Origin of the sequence: Methylobacterium sp. CB376 (genome assembly GCF_029714205.1) — a bacterium.
GTDB lineage: Bacteria > Pseudomonadota > Alphaproteobacteria > Rhizobiales > Beijerinckiaceae > Methylobacterium.
The window spans coordinates 5,054,589-5,077,470 of sequence record NZ_CP121648.1 but is presented as its reverse complement, the minus strand read 5'-3'; the positions used below and the strand labels follow the sequence as shown (position 1 = coordinate 5,077,470).

Annotated in this window: 20 protein-coding genes and 1 pseudogene; 7 read left to right on the top strand and 14 right to left on the bottom strand. The window is 74.3% G+C overall.

Features of this window, described 5'->3' with window-relative positions; all coding sequences use genetic code 11:
- Window positions 1-25: 25 nt before the first annotated feature.
- Window positions 26-430, bottom strand: a complete 405-nt coding sequence (locus QA634_RS23290; protein WP_012334368.1) for a DUF2946 family protein — start codon at window positions 428-430, stop codon at window positions 26-28.
- 760 nt (window positions 431-1,190) lie between these two features.
- Here QA634_RS23290 and QA634_RS23285 point away from each other — a divergent pair.
- The 3 genes from QA634_RS23285 to QA634_RS23275 all read left to right on the top strand — a co-directional run bounded on the left by QA634_RS23285 (window position 1,191) and on the right by QA634_RS23275 (window position 4,823).
- Window positions 1,191-2,672: a methyl-accepting chemotaxis protein gene (locus QA634_RS23285; RefSeq protein WP_012334367.1), complete on the top strand. Its 1,482-nt coding sequence runs from the start codon at window positions 1,191-1,193 to the stop codon at window positions 2,670-2,672.
- Window positions 2,673-3,152: 480 nt separating this feature from the next.
- On the top strand, window positions 3,153-3,653 hold the full coding sequence (locus QA634_RS23280) for a hypothetical protein (RefSeq protein WP_012334366.1): 501 nt from the start codon (window positions 3,153-3,155) through the stop codon (window positions 3,651-3,653).
- A 33-nt stretch (window positions 3,654-3,686) separates the two neighbouring features.
- The gene (locus QA634_RS23275) at window positions 3,687-4,823 is read left to right on the top strand and encodes a helix-turn-helix transcriptional regulator (protein WP_012334365.1); all 1,137 of its coding nucleotides are present in this window, start codon (window positions 3,687-3,689) and stop codon (window positions 4,821-4,823) included.
- 308 nt (window positions 4,824-5,131) lie between these two features.
- Here the strand turns inward: QA634_RS23275 and QA634_RS23270 are convergent, their stop codons facing one another.
- Window positions 5,132-5,593: a MarR family winged helix-turn-helix transcriptional regulator gene (locus QA634_RS23270; protein WP_012334364.1), complete on the bottom strand. Its 462-nt coding sequence runs from the start codon at window positions 5,591-5,593 to the stop codon at window positions 5,132-5,134.
- 372 nt (window positions 5,594-5,965) lie between these two features.
- Here QA634_RS23270 and QA634_RS23265 point away from each other — a divergent pair, with 372 nt between their 5' ends.
- Complete coding sequence (locus QA634_RS23265; RefSeq protein ID WP_012334363.1) at window positions 5,966-6,733, top strand: hypothetical protein; 768 nt, start codon at window positions 5,966-5,968, stop codon at window positions 6,731-6,733.
- 308 nt (window positions 6,734-7,041) lie between these two features.
- Here the strand turns inward: QA634_RS23265 and QA634_RS23260 are convergent, their stop codons facing one another.
- A complete protein-coding gene (locus tag QA634_RS23260) occupies window positions 7,042-8,049 on the bottom strand; it encodes an SMP-30/gluconolactonase/LRE family protein (protein WP_012334362.1) in 1,008 nt (335 codons plus the stop codon).
- The gene (locus QA634_RS23255; protein WP_012334361.1) at window positions 8,049-8,990 is read right to left on the bottom strand and encodes a Gfo/Idh/MocA family protein; all 942 of its coding nucleotides are present in this window, start codon (window positions 8,988-8,990) and stop codon (window positions 8,049-8,051) included. The genes QA634_RS23260 and QA634_RS23255 overlap by 1 nt, the downstream gene beginning before the upstream one ends.
- 243 nt (window positions 8,991-9,233) lie before the next feature.
- Here QA634_RS23255 and QA634_RS23250 point away from each other — a divergent pair, with 243 nt between their 5' ends.
- A complete protein-coding gene (locus QA634_RS23250; protein WP_012334360.1) occupies window positions 9,234-10,319 on the top strand; it encodes an aldose epimerase family protein in 1,086 nt (361 codons plus the stop codon).
- A 148-nt stretch (window positions 10,320-10,467) separates the two neighbouring features.
- Here the strand turns inward: QA634_RS23250 and QA634_RS23245 are convergent, their stop codons facing one another.
- From QA634_RS23245 to QA634_RS23215, 7 genes are all read right to left on the bottom strand, one after another.
- Window positions 10,468-13,005 carry a PAS domain-containing protein gene (locus tag QA634_RS23245; RefSeq protein WP_012334359.1) on the bottom strand — a complete coding sequence of 846 codons (2,538 nt, stop codon included), beginning with the start codon at window positions 13,003-13,005 and terminating at the stop codon, window positions 10,468-10,470.
- A gap of 76 nt (window positions 13,006-13,081) precedes the next feature.
- Complete coding sequence (locus QA634_RS23240) at window positions 13,082-13,207, bottom strand: hypothetical protein (RefSeq protein ID WP_265576407.1); 126 nt, start codon at window positions 13,205-13,207, stop codon at window positions 13,082-13,084.
- A gap of 78 nt (window positions 13,208-13,285) precedes the next feature.
- Window positions 13,286-13,594 carry a hypothetical protein gene (locus QA634_RS23235; RefSeq protein ID WP_012334358.1) on the bottom strand — a complete coding sequence of 103 codons (309 nt, stop codon included), beginning with the start codon at window positions 13,592-13,594 and terminating at the stop codon, window positions 13,286-13,288.
- Window positions 13,595-13,608: 14 nt separating this feature from the next.
- The gene (locus tag QA634_RS23230; RefSeq protein WP_012334357.1) at window positions 13,609-15,045 is read right to left on the bottom strand and encodes an MBOAT family O-acyltransferase; all 1,437 of its coding nucleotides are present in this window, start codon (window positions 15,043-15,045) and stop codon (window positions 13,609-13,611) included.
- Complete coding sequence (locus QA634_RS23225) at window positions 15,026-16,249, bottom strand: GDSL-type esterase/lipase family protein (RefSeq protein WP_012334356.1); 1,224 nt, start codon at window positions 16,247-16,249, stop codon at window positions 15,026-15,028. Before QA634_RS23225 ends, QA634_RS23230 begins: the two co-directional genes overlap by 20 nt.
- Window positions 16,237-17,010: a DUF459 domain-containing protein gene (locus QA634_RS23220; protein WP_012334355.1), complete on the bottom strand. Its 774-nt coding sequence runs from the start codon at window positions 17,008-17,010 to the stop codon at window positions 16,237-16,239. Before QA634_RS23220 ends, QA634_RS23225 begins: the two co-directional genes overlap by 13 nt.
- A 41-nt stretch (window positions 17,011-17,051) precedes the next feature.
- Complete coding sequence (locus QA634_RS23215; RefSeq protein WP_012334354.1) at window positions 17,052-17,666, bottom strand: GDSL-type esterase/lipase family protein; 615 nt, start codon at window positions 17,664-17,666, stop codon at window positions 17,052-17,054.
- Between the two features lie 235 nt (window positions 17,667-17,901).
- Between QA634_RS23215 and QA634_RS23210 the strand changes: the two genes are divergently transcribed.
- The gene (locus tag QA634_RS23210; protein WP_012334353.1) at window positions 17,902-18,372 is read left to right on the top strand and encodes a DUF3237 domain-containing protein; all 471 of its coding nucleotides are present in this window, start codon (window positions 17,902-17,904) and stop codon (window positions 18,370-18,372) included.
- 94 nt (window positions 18,373-18,466) lie between these two features.
- On the opposite strand, the pseudogene QA634_RS23205 reads toward QA634_RS23210, so the two are convergent.
- A pseudogene (locus tag QA634_RS23205) lies at window positions 18,467-20,175 on the bottom strand (aminotransferase class III-fold pyridoxal phosphate-dependent enzyme).
- Between the two features lie 35 nt (window positions 20,176-20,210).
- Here QA634_RS23205 and asd point away from each other — a divergent pair.
- Window positions 20,211-21,089, top strand: coding sequence for an archaetidylserine decarboxylase (asd, locus tag QA634_RS23200; RefSeq protein ID WP_012334351.1), 879 nt, complete (start codon window positions 20,211-20,213; stop codon window positions 21,087-21,089).
- A 34-nt stretch (window positions 21,090-21,123) separates the two neighbouring features.
- Here the strand turns inward: asd and QA634_RS23195 are convergent, their stop codons facing one another.
- Entirely contained in the window at window positions 21,124-21,741 is a 618-nt protein-coding gene (locus tag QA634_RS23195) for a 2-dehydro-3-deoxy-6-phosphogalactonate aldolase (RefSeq protein ID WP_012334350.1), read from the bottom strand.
- A complete protein-coding gene (locus QA634_RS23190; RefSeq protein WP_012334349.1) occupies window positions 21,732-22,619 on the bottom strand; it encodes a 2-dehydro-3-deoxygalactonokinase in 888 nt (295 codons plus the stop codon). The genes QA634_RS23195 and QA634_RS23190 overlap by 10 nt, the downstream gene beginning before the upstream one ends.
- Window positions 22,620-22,882 lie beyond the last annotated feature (263 nt).

Here is a 22,882-nt window from a genome sequence, read left to right as displayed (position 1 = left end):
TCACCGGCAGCGCATGCAGTCGGAATCAGACGGGGGCGGGTGGGGCGCGGGCCCGGATCCGGTCGAGGCGCCGCCGCCGCGCCAGCGGGGCGAGGCGGGGGCGTGCAGCGACCCGTCCGGGCGGATGGGGGCAGGGCAGGGCGGGCGCCACCGACGGCGGAGCGAATCCGCCCGCGGCCACGAGTTGGCAGAGGCCGCAGGGATCGCCGTGGAGTGCCGGGGGGGCCTCGGGCCGGTCGCGCGAGGCGCCGGAATGGTGATCCGGACCGCAGATGACGAGGCGCGCGAACGGGTCGAACGTCGCGCGGACGACCGCCGCGGTGGCGCCCCCGGGGGCGATGATCTGAACGATCACCGCCAGCCAGCACAGCAGAGCCGGACCTATTCGCTGGAATATTTTCAGGATGCGACTCAGATGACCCAAGGTCATCTATCACGCCCGGGGAGGCGAGGCCAAGGCCGGCCTGCCGCGCCGCCGGCTCGGCGGCGAAGCTCCCGCTCGGCATCCCCGTGCCGACCGACCTGTGATCCCGAATCCGACGGATTGCTTCGCGAGGCGGATTTGGGCTTCGCTCACGCGCCGCGCGGGCTTGGCAGACGTTGTCCGGACGCGATCGTCCGGACAGCGTGTGACGCGCCGAACGGGGCGGAGGAGAGCGGCGCCGCGCCTCTGCCGGAGCGAAGTCGCGGCCGAAACCCGCGCCGGTCCAACACCGTCGCGTCGCGAGATCCGGCCGCGATCCCAGGCGGCGACCGCGGCAGACCCGGCCCCGTCAACGCGCTCCACCGCTGCCGCGCCAGACGTACCGCGCGACGTTCCACCCGGATATCGTCCAAGCCTCGGATCGGCGCGCCGCCCCGAGACACGTTCCCTGAACATCGCCGAAGAGCACATTGATTAGACTGAACCGTATTGCGGGAGATATCTGTCGCCGAGGCGCTCCCGCCAGACGAAAGAACGGGGTTGACATGCGATAAGTCGGGCGTGCCCGCCCGCGCACTGCGTCAGTCCGGGGATCGCGGCGGCGTGAATAACCGGGCGTTAAGTGTTGTGCGCGACACTCTCGGAGGCGGGCAAACCCGGGCCAACCTCTGGCGCGCCGGATCCGCGAATTCCGGCGCCGGCCGGACGAGGCCCGGGCCGTGCGGGGCTGTTCACGGATCGCGCGCGCCGGTCCGATCACCGGGACATGAGCATGTGGTTCTTCGGCCGTGACAATGCCGCGCTGATCGCGGCGCTCGACCGCTCGCAGGCGGTGATCGCCTTCGCGCCGGACGGGACGATCCTCGACGCCAATGCCCTGTTCCTCACGGCGGTCGGCTACGGGCTGGACGAGATCAAGGGCCGCCACCACCGGCTGTTCGTCGACCCGGCCGAGCAGGACGGGGCCGCCTACCGGGACTTCTGGGCGTCGCTCGCCCGCGGCGAGCCCCATACTGCCGAGGTGCGGCGGCTCGGCAAGGGCGGCCGCGAGATCTGGCTGCAGGCGACCTACACGCCCATCCCGGGCCGCGGCGGCCGCCCGACCAAGGTGGTGAAGGTCGCCACCGACATCACCGAGCGCAAGCGCAGCGACGCGGATTGCCGCGGCAAGATCGAGGCGGTCGAGCGCGCCTGGGCGATGATCGAGTTCGACCTGTCGGGCCGGATCCTGACCGCCAACCCGAATTTCCTGCGCGCGGTCGGCTACGGCCTCGACGAGATCGCCGGGCGCCATCACGAGATCTTCGTCGATCCCCAGGAGCGGGCGGCGCCGGCCTACGCGGCGTTCTGGCAGCGGCTCGGCCGCGGCGAGTTCCACTCCGGCGAGTTCCGCCGCATCGGCAAGGGCGGCCGCGAGATCTGGCTGCAGGCGATCTACAACCCGGTGCTCGACGCGAGCGGCCGGCCCGTCAAGATCGTCAAGTACGCGACCGACACCACCGAGGCGGTGCGGCAGCGCCGCGAGCGCGAGCAGGCGCTGGCGGCGATCGAGGCGAAGCTGTCGGAGATCGACGAGACCATGGCGGGGGTGGCGGCCCAGGTCTCTGGGACCGCGCAGGCGGCCGACGCGACCGCCGCCACTGTGGGGCAGGCGGCGGCGGGAACGCGGGCCGTCGCGGCCTCGATCGAGGGCCTGACGCGCCACGCCGGCGAGGCGCGCCACGCCGGCGACGCCGCCGTGCGCCAGACCGAGGAGGCGCGGGGCATCGTGACCGGCCTGCTTCAGGCGGCCGACCGGATCGGCGACGCGGTGAGCGCGATCCGCGCTGTGGCCGAGCAGACGAACCTGCTCGCGCTCAACGCCACGATCGAGGCGGCGCGGGCCGGCGAGGCGGGGCGGGGCTTCTCGGTGGTCGCCACCGAGGTGAAGGCGCTGGCCGGCCAGTCGTCGCGGGCGGCCGAGGAGATCGGCAGCCTGATCGCCGCGGTCCAGACCTCGACCGGCGAGGCCGTGCGGGTGATCGAGACCATCAGCCAGGCCATCCACCAGATGAGCGCGCTCTCCGGGCGCGTGTCGCAGGCGGTGTCCGAGCAGGCCGACGCCACGCGGGCGGTCACGAGCGGGGTGGAGACGGTGGCGGGGAGCGTGGAGCAGGTGCGCGAGAGCGCCCGGGCCATCGAGGCCGCGGCGGCCGCGGTGGGCGCCTCGATGAGCGAGATGGCCGGGTTCGCGCGCCGGATGGTCTGACGGCGAAGACCCGGACGGTAGCGCCCCATCGATCTCGGGCCTGCCCGAGATCGCCATCACCTCGATCTCGGGCCTGCCCGAGATCGCCATCACCTCGATCTCGGGCCTGCCCGAGATCGCCATCACCTCGATCTCGGGCCTGCCCGAGATCGCCATCACCTCGATCTCGGGCCTGCCCGAGATCGCCATCACCTCGATCTCGGGCAGGCCCGAGATCGACAGCGCCTCCGGTCCAGCTCGATCTTGCGATGCAGAGGCGGACGCTCGGCGAAGCTTCGGATGCTGCGCCAAAGATCATCGTCGATGACGGGCGCGGAACCGCGCGATCGGGGCGGACCGGCGCCACCGGCCGCGCCGCGCGAATTCGCGGATCTCCTACCCTATTTGGATGATGGAAAGTTTTCCTCCCCGTCTATCCTCGACGCCAACAAGAAGGGGCACTCGAAACTCATGTAGCATGCAATTGAATGGAGCCTCAACATGACGCTTGGTCTCTCGATTCCTGCTGCGGCGGTTTCACTGTTGACGTGCGTCACGGCCTCGGTGGCGATGCCGATGTCCGGCACCTTCACCATCCACCTTGATCGGCAGGAGGCGCGGCCGCTCGGGTCGCCGGATCACCTGCAGATCCAGCAGAGCGGCACGGGCACGAACCAGAGTCCCGGCCAGCCGCTCGACGGCGCCGCCGTCGGGATCAACGAGGTCGCCACGCTCAAGCGCGGCCGCGGACCGGTGCGGGGCACCATCACCTTCACCACCCCCACGGGCACCACAGTCAGCACCTATACCGGCGCGGTCGCGACCGATGCGCAGGGGAGGGTGACCGCGCAGGGCCGCTTCAGGACCAAGGAGGCCGGCGGCGCCTTCAAGGGGCTGCGGGGCAGCGGGACGTTCTCGGTCATGTATACGTCGAAGACCGACGCGGTCTCGCAGTGGTCCGGCACCTTCACGCCGCCCGCCACCATGATGTCGGGCCGGTGAGCCGGGTCACGACGGAACGCGGATATCGACGGGATGTGGCAGCCTGACGAGACGCAGGTCGAGCGGATCTACGAGGCCGCGATCGTGCCGGACCTCTGGCCCGCAATCCTGGAGTCGATCGCCGAGGCGCTCGGGATGGTGGGCGGCGCTCTCGTGACGCTGCCGTCCTCCATCCCGCCCCTCGTCCCCAGGATCGATCCCAGGATCCGCTGGACGACCTCGGCCGCCGTGGCACCGATGTTCCACGCCTTCTTCACGGAGGGCTGGGCCACGCGCTGCACCTGGGTCCAGCGTGGGCGCGCGCTCGGGCACCCGTTCTTCATCTCCGACGACGACATCATGACCCGGGACGAGCTCATGCAGATGCCGAGCTACCCGTTCTATCGCGGCTACGGCGTCGGCTGGGCGGCCGGCCTGTTCATGAGGATCCCCTCGGGCGACGTCTTCACCTTCACCTTCGACCGGCGCTACGAGGACGGACCGGTTCCCGCCGAGACCGTGGCGGCGCTGAACACGCTGCGGCCGCACCTCGCCCGGGCCGCCATGATGGCGGCGCGGCTCGGACTGGAGCGGGCCCGAGCGACGACCGAGACCTTGGCCATTCTCGGGCTGCCCGCGGCCGTGCTGAGCGAGTCCGGCGCCCTGATCGACGCGAACCCGCACATGCGGGCTCGGATGCCGAGCTGCGCGCTCGAAGGAGCCCGCGGGGCCTTCCACCTGCGGGATGCCGGCGCCGATGCGCTCCTGCAGACGGCCCTCGCGGCCATCCGCAACCACGCGCCGGCCGGATCGGCCGTGATGTCGATCCCCGTGCCGCCGGCCGAAGGCCAGCCTCCCGCCGTGGCCCACGTCGTGCCGATCCGCGGGGCGGCCCGCGACCTGTACACACCCGCCGCGAGCCTCGTCGTGCTGACGCCGCTCTGCCAGCGCGATCCACCGCCCGCGGCGGTGATCCAGGGATTGTTCGACCTCACGGCCGCCGAGGCACGGGTCGCGCGCTTCATCGCCCAGGGCCAGACGGTCAGCGACGTGGCCACGAAATCCGGCACCAGCGAAGCCACCGTGCGCACCCAGCTGAAGGCGGTCTTCGCCAAGATCGGGGTCTCGCGACAGGCCGAGCTGGTCAGTCTGCTGGGGAACACGCTCGGCCTGACGCAGGCCCGGGCGTGAGGTCGGGACCGGCGCGGCTGCGGCGCAGCTCCTGCGCCGCGGCCGTGACAGTCTGTCGACCCGCCCGGACCGCATGCAGAACCTCGCCCCGCTGCAGCTCGCGCTCGCTCATCAGGACCCACCCCATGGCGGCCTCCCGCGTCCGCTCCGACAGGGGAGTGTGCCATTCCACCTTTGCACAAGTGGGACATTTTCACTTTGCGCCTACACACCCGATTCGCATAAGCGACGTTATGGAACCGGCAGGCGGAAGCCGGCGAGGCGTCCGGACCCGGCCGAGGGCCGCGCTGGGATGTGTGCCGCGCGCCTCAGGGCGCGGAATCCGCCTTCACGCCGAGGCCGCGCAGCATCGGCACGATGCGCGTGAGCCGCTCGCGCAGGTCGCGGATCGGCTCCTCCGCGCCGCCGAGGGCGCAGACGATCTGCGCCCGCGCCCCGCTCACCTGATCGCGCAGGGCGCGTCCGGTCTCGGTCAGTTCGAGCCGCAGCTGGCGCTCGTTGCCCGGGTCGCGCTGGCGCCGCACGTAGCCGCTCGCCTCGAGGCGCTTGAGCAGCGGCGTCAGCGTCCCGGCATCGAGCTGCAGCCGGCGCCCGATCTCCTTGAGGTTCACCCCGTCCCGCTCCCAGAGCACGAGCAGCACGAGGTACTGCGGATAGGTGAGGCCGAAGGGCTCCAGCATCGGCTTGTAGGCGGCCGTGAAGGCGTGGGCGGCCGCGTAGACGGCGAAGCAGAGCTGGTGGTCGAGGTGCAGGGAAGCGGGGTCGCTCATCGGGAACCTTGAGGGAGACGCGGCCGTCGGGTTGAATTGCAGGCGAACGGCTTTTGCCCTAACGGCCATTGCCCCAGAAGTCGACCCCGGATCGCCGCGGCCGGTCGAGGGCGCGACGCGGCCCCCGCCGAGGCAGCCCCACGCATCGGCGCGCGCCGGTGCGACGACGCCCCGTCGGACTCCGTTGAGAATCATGCCGTCGAGGTCGAGAATCGGCGCATTCGCACTTTCCCCAAGCTTATCGGAACGCAGGCCCGTGCCCTGTAGCCTCGCCGACAATGGGATTGATTTTGAATTTCGCGGGAACGCTGCCCGCTAACTCCTGTTATTGCGGCGACGGTCCGTCGCAAGGCGGGCGACGCGGAGGAATCGATGCTGCTCCAGACCTGCCATGGCCGCCGTGCCGCGCTCGCCCTGGCCTCGGGATGCCTCCTGCTCGGCATGGTGGCCCACGTGCGGGCCGGCGACGAGGACGGGTTCGGCAGTCTGTTCCAGCGCCTGTTCGCGCCGCCGCCGAGCGCGGCCCCGCAAGTCGAGCCGGTCCCGGTCGGGCAGCCCCTGCCAGCGCCCGTGCGGGCGCGGCGCGCGCCGCGTCCGGCCCTGCCGGTGGCGCGCCGCCTGCCGCCGAAGGCCGCCGTCGCGGCCGCCGCGGCCGCCGCGCGGGCCCATCCGCGGACGCGCTACGCGGCCCTGCCGCGGCCGGAGGCGGTCGAGAAGCGGCGGGCGGCAGTCGAGAAGCGGCCGGTCGCGGAGGATGCGCGGGCCGCGGCGCTCGCCAAGGCGGGCGATCCGAGTGCCGCCCTGATGCGCGACACCACCCTGCGCCCGGGCGACATCGTCGTCACCGCGGCGGGCGCCCGGGTCTTCACGGGCAGGCCCGGGGACCGGCACCGGGCGGGGGATTTCGAGGACGCGACGCGCTCCCGGCGGCTCGACGGCAAGACGAGGCGCCTCGTCAGCGCCATGGTGGCCCCGGCCGGCGCCGTTCCGGCGGCCGAGGCGCACCGCCTCCTCGCGCGGCTGCAGCGGGAGCGGGCGGTGCAGGAGACGGCCGAGCCCGTCGCGCGGGCGACCGCCTCCCTGGTGCGGGTCGTCTATCCGGCCGCGGAGATCTACAACGCGGCCGGCCGAGGGCCCTGAACCGAGGCCCCTCCCCGGCCGCGCCGGTGTCCCAGGCGCGGCCGTTGGCGCTGCGGCGAGACCCGCGACACGTCATCCTGAATCCGCTTGATCCCTTCGGGATAGCGGATGTCGGCTTCGCTCAGGCGCCACGCGGGCTCGTGATCCGGGATCCGCTCGGATCGACCGGATCGCGGATCAGGCATCCTGGTCGCGCAGGTTAAGGATCAGGCGACGGACTTCCCGCGACAGGTCTTCGGTCCTGTCTTTAAGATCCGTCCCGATCTTGCCGGTGCGACATCGGCAGAAGGCACGCCGCTCACCTTGCATCAGGCGGAACCCAGGCGGATCCGGGGCTCCGGCTTGCCGCGGGCACCGGGCGCGACCAGGAAGGTCTGTCCGCCGAGGGGATCCGCCGCCCGGGCTGCGGCGTCGAGCCCCTGGAAGGCGGAGGTGACGAGCAGCCGGTCGAGGCGCGCGCCGACGAAGGCCGGACAGCTCGGCTGGAGCGCCGGGATCGCGACGCTGCGCAGGAGCGTGCCCTGCGGCGAGAACGCGTCGACCCGCGCCCCGCCCCAGCGGGCGATCCACAGGCATCCCTGCGCGTCGGTGACCGCCCCGTCGAGCCCGGCCGGGTCGTCGTGGCGCAGGACGAGGGCGGGTGCGCCCTCGGGCAGGCCGGTCGCCGCGTCGAGGGGCACCCGGTGCAGTTCCCCCGCGCCCGTATCGGCGAAGTAGCCGGCGCTGCCGTCGGGCGAGAAGCAGATGGCGTTCGGGATCCGCAGCCCGGAGAACAGCCGCAAGACCCGCCCCGCCTGGAAGGCGTAGATCGCGCCCGCCCCCGGCTCGGCCTCCCGGCCCATGGTGCTGAACCAGAAGGTGCCGCTCGGATGGACGCGGGCGTCGTTGGAGCGGGTGCGCGGATCGTCCGCCTCCACGGGGGCGAGCAGCGTGAGGCGCCCGTCCGGCGCGCGCAGGTGCAGGCCGTCCTCGGCCGCCAGCACGTGGCGCCCGTCGCCCACTGCCGCGAGGGCGCTCGCCATCACCGGCAGGCTGTGCACCCTGACGTCCCCGCCCGTGGGCCCGGCATCGAGAGGGCGCGACGCGTCGGGCGGGTCCGGCACATCGGAGAGGCCTCGCGCCTCGGAGAGGCCTCGCGCCTCGGAGAGGCCTCGCGCCTCGAAGAGGCGCCTGGATAGGATGTCGAACCACCACGCGGTGCCGGTCTCGGCCTCGTAGGTCACCCCCTCGCCCAGGTGACAGGGCGTGGCGTCGAAGACGCGGGCGGCGCCTTCGGGTGCGGCGGGGAGCGGCCCGCCCGCGGCCTCGCCGCCCATCACCAGCCCCCGAAGGCCGCGACCGTGCGGCGCCGCCCGATCATGAAGGCGTCCGCCACCAGGCCGAGGGGGGCGAGGTCGGCCTCGCTCTCGCGGCGGGAGACCAGGTCGCGGAAGCGGCGGTAGAGGCCGCGATACTCCGCCTCCGGAGCGGTCGGGATCGGAACGCCGTCGAGGCTCAGCCGCGCCCCGCCGCCCGAGACAAGCAGGAGCCCGCGCTCCGTCGCGAACCGGATGTCCCAGGTCTGCGGCCCGGCCTGCAGGAAGTCGAACTCCGCCCGGATCGGCAGGCCCGCCGCGTCGGCGAGGTCGAGCGCGGCGGCGATCGGCGCCTGCCGGTCGGCCGGGAAGGCGAGGTCCGCCCCGGTCACCTGGACCGGCCGGGGCAGGAGATGGGTGACGAGCGACAGGGCGTTGATGCCCGGGTCGAACACCCCGAGGCCGCCCGGCTCCAGGATCCAGTCCTGGCCCGGATGCCAGACCCGGATGTCCTCGCGCCAATCGACGCGCACCGCGCGGATCGGGCGGTCCCGCAGCGCGGCCCGGGCCGGCTCGACCGCGGGGGCGAAGCGGGAATGCCACGCGCAGAACAGGCTGAGGCCGGCCGCGCGGGCCTGCGCGGCCAGCGGCAGGATCTCGCCCAGGGTCGCCGCGGGCGGCTTCTCCAGGAGGACGTGCTTGCCCGCCGCCAGCGCCGCGGCGGCGAGCGCCCCGCGCCCGCGCGGCGGCGTGCAGAGGGCGACCGCGTCGAAGGGAGGCCCGGATTCGAGCAGCGCCGCCAGGGTCGGCGCGTGGGGCAGGTTCTCCAGGCCGGCGCCGGGGCCGGCGGTGGCGGCGAGGTCCAGGCCGGGCGTCGCGGCGATCGCCGGCAGGTGCTGGTCGCGGGCGATCTTGCCGAGCCCGACGAGGGCGATCCGCAGGGAGGTGGGGGACGATGTCAAGGCGGGCTCCGCGTCCTGGCCCGGCGGGCGACCGGCGAGCGGGTGAGGCCGTAGCGGATGACGGCCGCCATGGCGACGGCCGCTCTCGCGGGATCGCGCGGGATTTCGCCGCGCGCAGGCAGGCGCTCGGCAGGGCGACGGCTCCCGGCGCGGCCGTCGGTTGCTGGCGTCCATGTCGCCAGAGTACAACCCGCGCGTGCCGACGGGACCCGGCCCGCCCGGGCGCCGCTCCGGAGGATGAGCATGCGGGAAGGCAATGGCGCCGCGCGACGCCCGTTCGGGATCCTGCCGGACGGCAGGACGGTCGACGAGGTGACGCTGACCAACGGCAGGCTCACGGCGCGGATCCTCGCCTACGGGGCGATCCTGCGCGGCCTCGACGTGCCGGACCGCGACGGCGCGCCGGCGGACGTGGTGCTGGGCTTTCCCGACCTCGCCGGCTACCTCGACCGGCCGAGCTATTTCGGCGCGAGCGTCGGGCGCTACGCCAACCGCATCCGCGGCGGCCGCTTCAGCCTCGACGGGCGGAGCTACGCGCTCGCCACCAACGACGGCCCGAACGCCCTGCACGGCGGCGTGCAGGGCTTCAACCGGCGCCTCTGGGAGATCACCGCGATCCGCGGCGGCGAGGGGCCGGCCGCGACCCTGCGCTACGTCAGCCCGGACGGGGAGGAGGGCTATCCCGGCACCCTCACGGTCACGGCCACCTACCGCCTGGAGGGGCCCGATACGCTGAGCATCGCCTACGCGGCGACGACCGACCAGCCGACCATCGTCAACCTGACCAATCACAGCTTCTTCAATCTGGCGGGCGAGGGCGCGGGCCGCCCCATCCTCGATCATGTCCTGACGATCCCGGCCGACACCTACACGCCGGTCGATCCGACGCAGATCCCGACCGGCGAGTTCGCGCCGGTCGCCGACACACCCTTCGACTTCCGCGCGCCCACCGCGATCGGGTCGCGAATCCGGGACGGCCGCCACACTCAGATCCGGCGCGGGCGCGGCTACGACCACAATTTCGTGCTCGGGACCGCGCCGAGCCAGGCGGCGCGGCCGGCCGCCCGGCTGGAGGAGCGCGGCTCGGGCCGCGTCCTCGACCTGCTGACGAACCAGCCGGGCCTGCAACTCTACACCGGCAACTTCCTGGACGGGACCGCGATCGGCAAGTCCGGCCTCGCCTACCGCCAGTCGGACGGGGTCGCCCTGGAACCGCAACTGTTTCCGGACACGCCGAACCAGCCGGTCTTCGGCTCGGCCCGCCTCGATCCCGGGGCGACCTACCGCTGCCTCATCGCCTACCGCTTCTCCACCCTCGGAGATCCTTAACGCCCGCTGAGCGGCGCCGGCCGCGCCGCGGAGGGGGACGGGCCGGACTCGGGCCTCTCGGCCTCGCGCAGCGCCCGGTTCTCGGACAGGGATGCGCGCCAGCCCGTGGCGGCGCATGATGCGCGGCCGGCGCGCGAGGGCGGGCGCCTCACCGCGCGAGCAATTCCTTCACGCGCGCCGCCAGGGTCTCGACCGCGAAGGGCTTGGTCAGCACCTGCATGCCGGGGCCGAGCCGGCCGCCGCCGAGGGCCGCGTTCTCGGCGTAGCCGGTGATGAACAGCACCCTGAGATCCGGCCGGTCGGCGCGCGCCGCATCCGCCATCTGCCGCCCGTTGAGCCCGCCCGGCAGCCCGACATCGGTGACGAGGAGGGCGATGCGCCGCTCCTCGCGCAGCAGCCGCAGGCCGGCGGCGCCGTCCCCCGCCGCGAGCACCGCGTAGCCGAGCCCTTCGAGAACGTCCGTCACCAGCATCCGCACGGTCGGCTCGTCGTCGACGACGAGCACCGTCTCGCCCCGCCCCGCCCGCGGCTCCCGCATCGGCGCGAGCGGCCCGTCCACCTCCTCCGCGGCGCCCTCGTGGCGCGGCAGGAGCAGGCAGACCCGGGTGCCGCGCCCGACCTCGGAGGCGATCCGCACCTGCCCGCCGGATTGAAGGGCGAAGCCGTAGATCATCGAGAGGCCGAGCCCGGTGCCCTGGCCCATCGGCTTCGTGGTGAAGAAGGGCTCGAAGGCGTGCTGGATCACGTCCGGGGTCATGCCGATCCCCGTATCCGCGACGCTGAGCGACAGGTACGGACCGGGACTCAGATCCGCGGCCGCGGCCTCCTCGGGGCCGAGCGCGAGGTTGGCGGTCGCGATGACGATGCGGCCCCCGTCCGGCATCGCGTCGCGGGCGTTCAGGCACAGGTTCAGGAGGGCGTTCTCGAGCTGGTGGGGGTCGACCAGCGCCGTCCAGAGATCGGCGGCGGGCGCCACCTCGACGCCGATGGCGGGCCCCACCGTGCGCCGGATCAGCTCCTCCATCCCGGCGATCAGCCGGTTGGCGTCGACGGGCTTCGGATCCAGGGTCTGGCGGCGCGAGAAGGCGAGGAGGCGATGCGTCAGGGCCGCCGCCCGCTTGGCCGCCCCCTGCGCGGCCTCGACGTAGCGGTCGATCTCACCGAGGCGCCCCTGGCGCAGGCGCAGCTGCAGGAGTTCGAGGCTGCCGGCGATGCCGGTGAGCAGGTTGTTGAAGTCGTGGGCGAGGCCGCCGGTGAGCTGGCCCACCGCCTCCATCTTCTGGGATTGCCGCAGCGCCTCCTCGGCGCGCCGCAGGGCGGCGGTGCGCTCCTCGACGCGCTGCTCCAGGCTGGCATTGGCCCGGTGGGCCGCGCGCAGCAGCCGGACATTGTCGAAGCCGATCGCCGCCTGGGCGGCGAGCCCGGTCAGGACCGCCGCGATCCGGGCGTCGAACGCGCCCGGGGCCGGGTGGCCGAGGACCAGCACGCCGGTCGTCTCGCCGGAGGCGGAGATGACCGGCACGGTGAGCAGGCTCGCGAAACCGGCCGCCCGGACCTCGCCCGGGTCGGGCGGCTGCTCCCCGGCCAGGGCCGCCAGCGCGAGGGGCTCCGCGCCGCGCGCGAAGGCCTCCTGGTCCCGGCCCGCGAGGACGCAGCGCGGCGCCTCCTCGCCCGGCTCGTCGGCCCGGTAGACGAACGCTCCGGAGGCGGCCCCGGTCAGGGCGAGGCCGGCCTCCGCCACGATGCGCACCAGTCCGCCGAGGTCGCGCTCGGCGGCGATCCGGGTTCCGGTCCGGTTGAGCACCTCCAGGGCGTGGCGCTCGGCGGCGAGCCGGTCGCGGCTCTCGCGCAGGGCCGCCTCGGCCCACTTGCGCTCGGTCACCTCCAGGACGACTCCGATCAGGCGCACGCAGCGCCCGCCCTCGAAGGAGGCGTGGCCGCGGGTGACGATCCAGCGCTCGCCGCTACCGCCGAGCGTGCGGTGCTCCTGCGCGAGGCCGCCCGGCCCGCCCGGGTCGGTGGCGGCGGCGAGCGCGGCGCGCAGGCGCGGGCGGTCCTCCGGGTGGCAGGCGTCGAGCAGGGTCGAGGGGCCGACCTCGGCCTCGGGCGCGAGCCCGAACAGGGCCTTGCAGCGGGCGTCGGCGGTGAGCGCGCCGGAATCCGGCCGGTACTCCCAGATCCCGAGCCCGGCCGCGTCGAGGGCGAGGCGCTTCTGCAGTTCGCTCTCGCGCAGGGCGATCTCGGCGCATTTGCGCTCGGTCACGTCCCGGTGGGCGCCGACGAGGCGCAGGGGCACGCCGGCCTCGTCCCGCTCGATCTCGGCGACGGCCGCGATCCACCGCACCGCCCCGTCGCTCGGCCGGATGATGCGGTACTCGGCCCGGTACTCGCGGGCGCCGCTGCGCACGGCGTCGAGGAAGTGGCCGAGCGTCGCCTCGCGGTCCTCCGGATGGATGCGCCCGACCCATTCCTCGTGCGTCTCGCGGGCGGCGTCCTGCGGCAGGCCGTGGATGCGCAGGTACTCGGGCGAGCGCCGGTTGCGGAAGCCGCCGCGCAGATCCACCTCGAGCCCGCCCACGCCCGCGATCTGCTGCACCCGGGCCAGCTCGGCCTCGCGCTCGACCAGGGAGGCGCGCAGGCTCATCCGCTCCTGCGCCCCGGCCGGGAGATCGTCGATGCTGTTCATCCGGCCCGCCGACGCCCCGCAGCATGGGTGCTGCACTGGACATCCAGGCGCAGTACCTGGGCAGTTTACCGCGGCGTCACTGGTTGTCGATGGTGATACCAAATCCGACTGATTGCTTCGCCATGCGGATGTGGGCTTCGCTCAGGCGCCGCGCGGGCTCGTGATCCGGGATCCGCTTGGATAAAACCGGATCCCGGATCATCCGCTGTCCGGACGATCACGTCCGGACAGCCGATGAGAGGTCCCCGCCCCGGCGGGCGGCGGGGCCGCGGCGCCCCGGTCACGGACGGCGCGTGAGGGTCCGGCTCGCCTCGCGCACCCGCCCCGACAGCTGGGCGAGGCCGAGCGCCTCCGAGGCGGCGACGAGCCGGGCCGCCCCGCCCTGCGCCGCGCGCACGACCGGGTTCGGCTCCATCTCGTCGAGCCAGTCGGCGATCGGCCGCGGGTCGGCCAGGGCCAGGAGGGCGAGCGTTCCCCACACGACGAGGATCGCGGCGGCGGGCTGCGCGACCGTGACGGTCGCCGCCTCCTCGGCGAGGGGCCGGAGCGCCGGCCCGCCCAGGGCCGCCTGCAGCGGGGTGGTGGTCACGCGATCTCCTCGGGTCAGAACTGGAAGTAGATGAAGGGCGCCACGCCGGAGGGCGACAGCATCGCCACGAGCCACGCGAGCGCGGTGCCGAGCGCGACCTTGGCGGGCAGGCCGGCGCCCCCGTAGAGGGAGCGGGCGGCCGCGGCGAGGGCGGGCGGCGCGAGCTGCGTGGCGGCCCCGGCCGCCATCAGCGCGAGGACGAGCGGCGTGGCGGCGAGCGGGGCGGGCCCGCCGAGGCCCCGGCCGATCGCCGCGAGGTAGTCGAGCGCGCTGGCGCAATCCGGCGCCCGGAAGAAGATCCAGGCCAGGCAGACGAAGTGGAAGACCAGGATCCAGCGCAGGGCCTCGCCGGCCTCGCTGCGCAGGAAGCCGCGCAGGCGGCCCCTCGGGTCGGTGGCCTCGCGCAGCCCGCGCTCGGCCGCGAGCCCGACCCCGTGCAGGGCGCCCCAGACCAGGAATTGCAGGCCCGCCCCGTGCCACAGGCCGCCGAGCACCATCGTCAGGACGAGGTTGCGCAGCGTGAGGAGCCGGCCGCCCCGGCTGCCGCCGAGCGGGACGTAGAGGTAGTCCCGCAGCCACGACGACAGCGTGATGTGCCAGCGCCGCCAGAATTCCTGCAGCGAGAGCGCGATGTAGGGCTGGTCGAAGTTCTGCGGGAAGCGGTAGCCGAGGAGGTTCGCGACGCCGATCGCGATGTCCGTGTAGGCGCTGAAATCGCAGTAGATGACGATGGCGTAGGCGTAGGCCGCGAGGATCAGGTCGACGCTGCCATAGGCGCCCGGATTGGTGACGACCGGATCCACGTAGAGGACCGAGAGGTGGCTCGCCACCACGACCTTCTTGAACAACCCGCCGAGGATCAGCAGCGCGCTCCCGGACAGGTCGATCCGGCCGGGATTGGACGGACGGGCGAGCTGCCCGAGGAACTCCGCCGCCCGCACGATCGGGCCGGCCACGAGGTGGGGAAAGAAGCTGACGTAGAGCATCAGGTCGAGAAGCGAGCGCGAGGCCGGGATCGTCCGGCGATGCACGTCGACCACGTAGGAGATGCCGTGGAAGGTCAGGAACGAGATCGCCACCGGCACGGCGAGCCCCGTCGAGCCGAGCGCGACGGGCCATCCGGCGAGGTCCGCGAGACTCTGGAGCTGCGCGGCCGCGAAGTCATAGTACTTGAAGTAGCAGAGCGGCGCGAGGTTGAGCGCGACCGCGCAGCCCACGGCCATCCCGCGCCGGCGCGGTCCCTCGCAGGCCGCGATGAGGCGGCCGAAGCCGTAATTCCCCACCGAGGACAGCACCAGGAGCGGCAGGAAGGCGACGCTCCAGCAGCTGTAGAAGGCGTAGCTCACTCCCACGAGCATCAGTTTCTTGAGCTCGTTCCGGCGATTGAGCGCCCAAGTCAGCGGCAGAACCGTCATGAAGAACAGTGCAAACTCAATCGTTGGGAACAGCATGGGCCTCCTCCAACGTTCGTTGCACGATCGGATCGAGGAATTCCGCGAAGGCGCGGCCGCTTAGGCTATATCCCAGCTTCGTAAAATGAATGTGATCTTTGGACATCAGGGGCGGGTCGAGGCGCCGCCATGCCTCGGCGGGGCAGTCCGGCGGCATCAGGGCGGCCCAGTCCCAGAACGCGGCCCCCTCCTCCGCCGCGACCTGCCGCTGCGCCGCGCGCACGGCGTCGAGCTTCGGCGGCGGCGGGACGGCGCAGGCGCCCTGTTTGGCGGGGGCGGCCGCGGGCGCGCAGGCGCCCTCCCCGGCCCCGCAGCCGGGGCCGGCCCGTCCGGCCGCGGGCGGCCCGATCACCACCAGCCGCGCCCGCGGCGCCGCGGCGCGCAGCCGGCGCAGGGCGGCGCGGTAGCGCGCCCGGTACGCGGCCGGGTCGAGGGCGTCGTCGAACCCCTCGTTGGTGCCGAAGGCCAGCACGATCAGGTCGGGCCGCAGGCGCCGCAGGTCGCGGGCGATCACTGGCGCGGGGAAGCGCGCCAGGACGTCGACGGTGGCGCCCGGAAAGCCGAGATGGCTGTAGGTCACCCCACCCCCGGGCCGGAAGAGGCCGATGCTCGCGAGGGTGACGGGGCCCGGGCCGGTCGTGCGGATCGCCAGCGTGGTCAGGGCGGCCGGGCCGCCGCGCGGGGCCGGGAGCCGCAGCAGGGTCCAGCCCGGCGCGGCGGCCCGCAGGGAGGCCGTGCGGACGCGCTCCCCGTCGACCCGAATCTCGATCGCCCCCGCGCCCGGCCCCGTCCGCGCCTCGATCTCGATCAGCCCGTAGGGCGCCGGGGGATCGGCCGCGAGCCGCAGCACCTCCCCGGCGCCGCGGGCACTGGCGGTGAAGCCCGAGAGCGTGAAGGCCTCGGGCGTCGCGGAGCGCTGGATGCTCGCGAAGCGCCAGCCCGCGCTCGCCGTCGCGGCGAACCGGCCGTCGCGAACGCCCGGGTGCGGCCGCCCGGGCGGCAGGTAGCCCGCGCCGCCCTCCCCGTAGCGCGCCTGCAGCAGCGCCCGTGCGGCGCCGGTGAAGAGATCGGCCGCCGTGTGGCTGTCGCCGATCTGCAGGATCGAGACGGCGGCGCGCGGCTCCGCCCCCGCCTGCGCCGCGCAGGCCGGCAGCAGCCCGGCGAGGAGCCGCAGCCGCCGCGCGCCCCGCCTCAGCGCCGGCACGGGAAGGTGAGCGCGACGCCCTGCTCCGCCAGGAGATCGGCCGCCGCGCGCAGCAGGTGGGCCGCCAGCACGTCGTAGCCGGCGGCCGTGAAGTGGATCCCGTCGGGGGCGCGGATCTGCACCTTGGCCCCGTGCAGGTCCGGCCCGTAGGGCTGGAAACTGTCGGGGCCGGAGGGGTCCTGGCGCCAGGGCGCGACGAAGCGGGTCCGCGGGGCGGCGAGGTCGCGCAGGGCCTGCGCGAAGATCGCGTTCTTCTCGGCCGCGTCGTCCTGGCTCGCCCGGTCGCGCAGCACCGGCAGGCCGAGCCACAGCACGCTCCCCCCGCCCGCCGGCGCGAGGTTGCGGGCGACCGCCTGGGCCAATTCGGCGTAGCGGCTGCGCCAGGCCGGCGTGCCGAGGTCGAGCCGGGCGCGGCCCGCCTCCACGATGCTCTGGCGATCGTTGAGCCCGAGGGACACGACGGCGAGCGTGGGCCGGAACGTCTCGGCGACGGTGCGGCTCTGCGCCACCCAGTCGAACTTCGCCGGCCGCGTCAGGCCGGTCCCGTTCTCGGCGAAGCGCCCGAGCCTGATCCGCCCCCCGAGGCAGGGCTCCCGGGAGGCGAGGCGGAAGGCGCCGCCCCAGATCCCGTCCGCCAGGGAATCGCCCACGAAGGCGATGCGGATCTCGTCGCCGGCGGCGGCCCGCGCCCGGGGCGCGGCCGCGAGGCCCGCGAGGCCGCCGAGCAGCGCGCGGCGCGAGAGACGGGTCGCTTGCACCATCCGTGTCCCCCTCATCATCGCGGGATCCGCGGCGCTCATCGTCAGGGCAGGACCGGCCTCAGGGCGGGACCCGCCGCCACCGATCCCGCGACCGGCCGGGCGGGCGCGATCCCGACCGCCGCCTGGACCCGCCGCCAGATCAGGGCGTAGCCGGCGGCGGTGAAGTGCACGCCGTCCGCGGCGCGCAGGCGCCGGTCGCAGATCGCCCGGTCGGCGAGGCTCACGTAGGTCACCTCCCCCCCGAGCCGGCCGCGCAGGATCGCGTCGAGGCGCGCCGCCTCGGCGTTCCAGGGCTTGAACACGCAGGGCGGGCCGACCCAGACCAGCCGCAGCCGGCCGGCCCGCGCCGCCGCGACCAGCCGGTCGATGGCGGGCGCGACGTCCCGGGCGCCGCCGACCGCGTCGTTGGTGCCGAGGCTGAGCAGGGCGAGGCTGCCGGGGGCGGTCCGGCGGATCTGCTGCAGGGCGTCGTCGCCCCGGATCGCCACGCTGTTGTGGGCGAGGCCCGGCGCGCGCGCCGCCGCGGCGATGCCGACCCCGATGCTGTCGCCGAGCACGACGGGCTTCGCCGCGACCGGCCCCGCGAGGGCGGCGAGCACCGGGCCGGCCCCGAGCAGCCGGCGGGCGCCGGACCCGGATGAGCGGACGAAGCGCATGGCGACGGACCCTGCCGCTGACGCAGCGTGAGGAAGTGGATCGGACGGGTCATCCTCGCTCGCGTCACGATAAATTCAGGTAAAAAAGTAGGGTTGATGAACTCTAAAATACCGGCCTCGACCGCCCGCGCCGGCGCATCTGCGGGCAGCCGACGGTCTCTCCGGGATTGCGCGCGGCCCGCCGGCGCCGATGATGGGCGGGATCCGGCCCGGCCGGATGGACCGGAGATCCGCCATGGACACCCCCCTCCCGCTCGAGACCGAGTTCCTGTTCCGGCTGACCCTCGCGGTGGACGCGCCGCAGGGGATCGGGCCGAGCCGCGGCGGGGCCCTGCGCATCGTGCCGGTCGCGGGCGGGCACTTCGCGGGGCCGCGCCTGCGCGGCGAGGTCGTCCCGGGCGGCGGGGCCGACTGGCTGCGGGTGGAGCCCGACGGCACGACCCATCTCGACGTCCGCCTGACCCTCAGGGAGGCCGGGGGCGGGCTGATCGCCTGCCAGTATACGGGCCTGCGGGCGGGGCCGCCCGAGGTGCTGGAGCGCGTCGGGCGCGGCGAGGCGGTGGATCCGGGGGCGTACTACTTCCGCGCGGCGATGCGCTTCGAGACCGCGGCGGCCGACCTCGCCTGGCTCGCCCGCCTCCTCGCGGTCGGCGTCGGGCAGCGGCTCCCGGGCGGGCCGGTCTACGACGTCTACGCGGTGCGCTGAGGCCCGAGGCCGACCGGCGCGCTCCGGGACCCCCGGTGACGGCCCGGGCCGAGCGGCCGGGGCCGGCTCCCGCGCCTGGGCAGCCGCCCTGCGGTCACGAGGCCGAGCGCGCGGCCGGCGCCGCGACCGCCGTCCCGCCGCCGCGCTCGCCGAGCCAGCCGGCCCAGCGCGCCGCGACCAGCTCCCGCAGGATGGCGCGGCGGATCTGCTTGTTGGTGCGGGCGAGCGGGTGCCACCAGCCATCCGCCTCCATGGCGCGCGCCGCCGCCACGAAGTGGTCCGCCACGGCCGCGAATTCGGCCTCGCCGTAATTCAGGCTGAAGATCAGCCGGCCCGTCCCCACCCAGGACAGGGCGAGCCCCTCCGCGCGCAGGTAGTACTGGAACATCCAGTTGTACCGCGACGGCCGCGTGTAGAGGACGGTCCAGATCGTCGAGAGGTTCGCCACCCGGACCGGCAGCCCCTCCTCCGCGAGGCGGCGGTTCAGCGCCTCCGCCCGGCCGTTCCAGCGCGCGTCCAGCCCCTCGTAGAGCGCCTGCGTCTCGGGGCGCTCCAGCGCGTCGAGGAAGGCGTCCATCGCCCCCATCACGCTCGGATGCGAATTGAACGTGCCGCGGGCGAAGCAGATGTCGACCGGACGGTCGTCCCGGTAGCGGCGCATCAGGTCGCGCCGGCCGCAGAGCACGCCGATCGGCAGGCCGCCGCCCACGGTCTTGCCGTAGGTCACCATGTCGGCCTTCACGCCGAAATAGGCCTGCGCGCCGCCCGGCGCGAGGCGGAACCCGACGAAGACCTCGTCGAAGATCAGCACGATGCCGCGCGCGGTGCAGACCTCGCGCAGGCGGGCGAGCCACTGCGAATAGGCGGCGCGGTCGAAGGCGGCGCTGCGGCCGCTGTCGACCAGGGCGGAATCCGAGGGCGCGCCCTGGTTCGGGTGCAGCGCCTGGAGCGGGTTGACGAGGACGCAGGCGATGTCGCGGCGGCCGCGCAGCACCGCGAGCGTCCGCTCGGACATCTCGCTCAGCGTGTAGGTGTCGCGCGCCGGGACCGGGTTGCCGATGCCCGGCTGCACGTCGCCCCACCAGCCGTGATAGGCGCCGCAGAAGCGCACCAGGTGCGAGCGGCCCGTGTGGTAGCGGGCGAGCCGCACCGCCTGCATCACCGCCTCGGTGCCCGACATGTGGAAGGAGACCTCGTCGAGCCCCGACACCGCGCGCAGGCGCGCGACGTTGCGCTCCACGACCGGGTGGTAGGCGCCGAGCACCGGGCCGAGCGCCGCCACCCGCTCCGCCCCGCGGGCGAGGCAGGCCTTGTAGGCGTCGTAGCCGAACAGGTTGACCCCGTAGGAGCCGGCGAGGTCGTAGAAGACGTTGCCGTCGAGGTCGGTCACCGTCACGCCCGAGGATTCGGCGAGGAAGCTGCCCGCGCCGAGCTGGTCGCGGGTGAGCCGCGCGAACTGGAACGGCACCCGGTAGAGGCTGGTGAATTGCAGGTCCGACAGGCCGTCGCGCAGGGCCGCGGTGCGCCGTCGCGTTTCTGCAAAACGATCCCGGTAGAGGGCGGCGAGGCGCTCGAACCCGGCCCGGCGGCGCTCGGCCACCGGCTGGGGGCGCCGTCGGCCCGGAAGAAGCGGTCCGGGCCGTACTCGTAGAACGGGATCAGGCCGGCGACGCGCCGGGACATCCGCGCGTGGCCGGTCAGCGAGCGATGCTTGGCCCGCGAGAGTTGCAGGCGGCTGCGCAGCTTCAGGGCGGCGGCGACGCCGAGGGGAGCGAGGGCGAGGAGGAACCAATGCGCGATCATGAGCAGGCGCAGTACCGGGGCGAGTTCACGGCACGATGACACTGCGCGCCACCCTCGCCCGCATCGCCGCGCAGGAAGACCTCAACTTCCTCCTCACCAACCGCATCCCGCGGCGCCTCGCCACCCGCTTCATCGGCTGGTTCAGCCGGATCGAGAACCCGCTGGTGCGCGACGCGTCGATCGCGATCTGGCGGCTGTTCTCGGACCTCGACCTGTCCGAGGCCAGGACGACGCGGTTCCGCAGCATGCACGACTGCTTCATCCGCGAATTGAAGGAGGGCGCGCGGCCGATCGACCCCGATCCCGGGCTGCTCACCAGCCCCTGCGACGCGATCGTGGGGGCGAGCGGGCCGATCGAGGGCACGCGGGTGTTCCAGGTCAAGGGCTTCCCCTACGGCCTCGCCGACCTCGTGCCGGACGCCGCCACGGTGGCGCAGGTCCGCGACGGGACCTACGTGACCCTGCGCCTGACCTCCTCGATGTACCACCGCTTCCACGCGCCGCACGATTGCAGGGTCGAGTCGGTGACCCACATCGCGGGCGACACCTGGAACGTGAACCCGATCGCGCTCAAGCGCGTCGAGGCGCTGTTCTGCAGGAACGAGCGGGCGGTGATCCGCACCCGGCTCGCCGCCGGCGGTCACCCCCTCGTGCTGGTGCCGGTGGCGGCGATCCTGGTCGCGAGCCTGCGCCTGCGCTTCCTCGGCACCGACCTCGACCTGCGCGCGCAGGGGCCGCGCACCCTCCCCTGCGACGCGAGGCTCGCCAAGGGCGAGGAGATGGGCTGGTTCCAGCACGGCTCGACGATCATCGTGCTGGCGCCCCCGGGCTTTCGCCTCTGCGAGGGCGTTGCCGAGGGCACCCGCATCCGGATGGGCGAGCCGCTGCTGCGGCTGCCGGACACACCGGCGTGAGGGCAACGGCGCCTGCGCCGCGCGGTCGCCCGGATCAGGCGGCGAGCGCCGCGACGAGGGCGCGGGCCTTGGCGGCGACCGTCTCGGGCGCGTCGCCGGGCCGGTAGAGCGACGAGCCGCAGCCGTAGCCGGCGGCCCCCGCCGCGCGCCAGGCCGGCAGGCTCTGCGCGTCGACCCCGCCGACCGGCAGCAGCGGCACCTCGGGCGGCAGCACGGCGCGCAGCGCCCGCAGGGTGGCGGGGCCGCCCGCCTCGGCGGGGAAGAGCTTGAGCGCGTCGGTGCCCGCGTCGATCAGCGCGAAGGCCTCCGCCGGGGTGAGGAAGCCCGGCATCGTCACCATGCCGCGCGCCTTGGCCTCGCGCACGAGCTCGGGGGCCGCGTGGGGCGTGACGAGCAGCCGCCCGCCCGCCTCCGCCACGGCCGCCACCTCCTCGCGGCGCCGCACCGTGCCGGCCCCGATCAGGGCGCGCTCGCCGAAGCGGGCGGCGAGGCGGCGCACGCTCGCGATCGGGTCCGGCGAGTTCAGCGGCACCTCGACGATGACGATGCCCGACGCGACCAGGGCCTCCGCCACCGCCTCGACCTCGTCCGGCCGCACGCCCCGCAGGATCGCCACCAGCGGGCAGCGCCCGAGCCACTCCGTCACGCCCATGCGCACTCCCATGCGATCGTCTCCCCGATCCGCGCGAGACCGCGCAGGGCCGCGTCCGGGTCGCCGGCCCGGGCCGTTCCGCCGCAGGCCGCGATGGCGCGCCCGTAGAGCGCCATCAGCGGCCCGGACCCGATCAGGTCCACCGCCTCGCCGGCGGGCAGGTTCGCCCGCACGTCGTGACCGATCAGCAGACCCGACAGGTAGCTCGCCGCCTCCGCCTCGGGAAGCCGTCCGAACAGGCCGAGGGTGCGGGTGCCGAACAGGTGGTGCAGGAGCCCGCCGGGCTCCGCCGCCCGGGCGACGCCCGCGTCGAAGGCCCCGCCCGGCTCGGGCGCGCCCCGCATCATGCGGCCGAGGATCGTGTGCTCCCTCAGCGCCGCGAAGGCCTCGCCGGTCAGGCTGGTGACGAAGCCGGCGATTCGCCCGCCGCGCACCCGCACCCATTTGCTGTGGCTGCCCGGCAGGCACAGCAGCGCCTCCTCCCGTCCGTCGAGGGCGCCGAAGACCTGGACCTCCTCGCCCCGCATCACCTCCGGGATCCCGGACGCGTCGCGGGCGCTGAGGCCCGGCACGATGCGCACGGCCGCGCCCGGGAACGGCACCGCCTCGACGCCCGCGGCGAGGTCCGCGAGGCCGGCCGGGCAGGCCCGGTAGGGAACCTCGCGCCAGCCCTGCCGGCTGCCGATCATGCCGGAGAGGAGCACCCGCCCCTCGCCCGCCGCGATCCAGTCTCCGGCGAGGTCGCGCAACGCCGCCGGGAAATCCCCGCCCGCGACCTGCATGATGCCGCGCCCGGTCTCGCGCCGCTCCGTCACCGACCCCGTCGGCCCGAGCCGGTAGGCCCGCGCGCTGCTCGTTCCCCAATCGATCGCGATCATGCCCGTCACGCTGCACGCTCGCGCGCGCGGAGGCAACCCGCCGCGGAGGCACCGTGCGGCCGATCTCCCGCGTTGCCCGCTGCCGCCCGGCCGAGCCCGCCGGGCGGCATTCACTGGGGCGGCGAGCGTCGGGAGGAGCGACTGGCGCAGAACCTTGTCGCGCCCGAGTCTTGGCCGGAGTCTTGGCCGGAGTCTTGGCCGGGGTCTTGGCCGGGGTCTTGGCCCGAGTCTTGCGGGCGGCCGGGCGCAAGAACGCGCCCGGA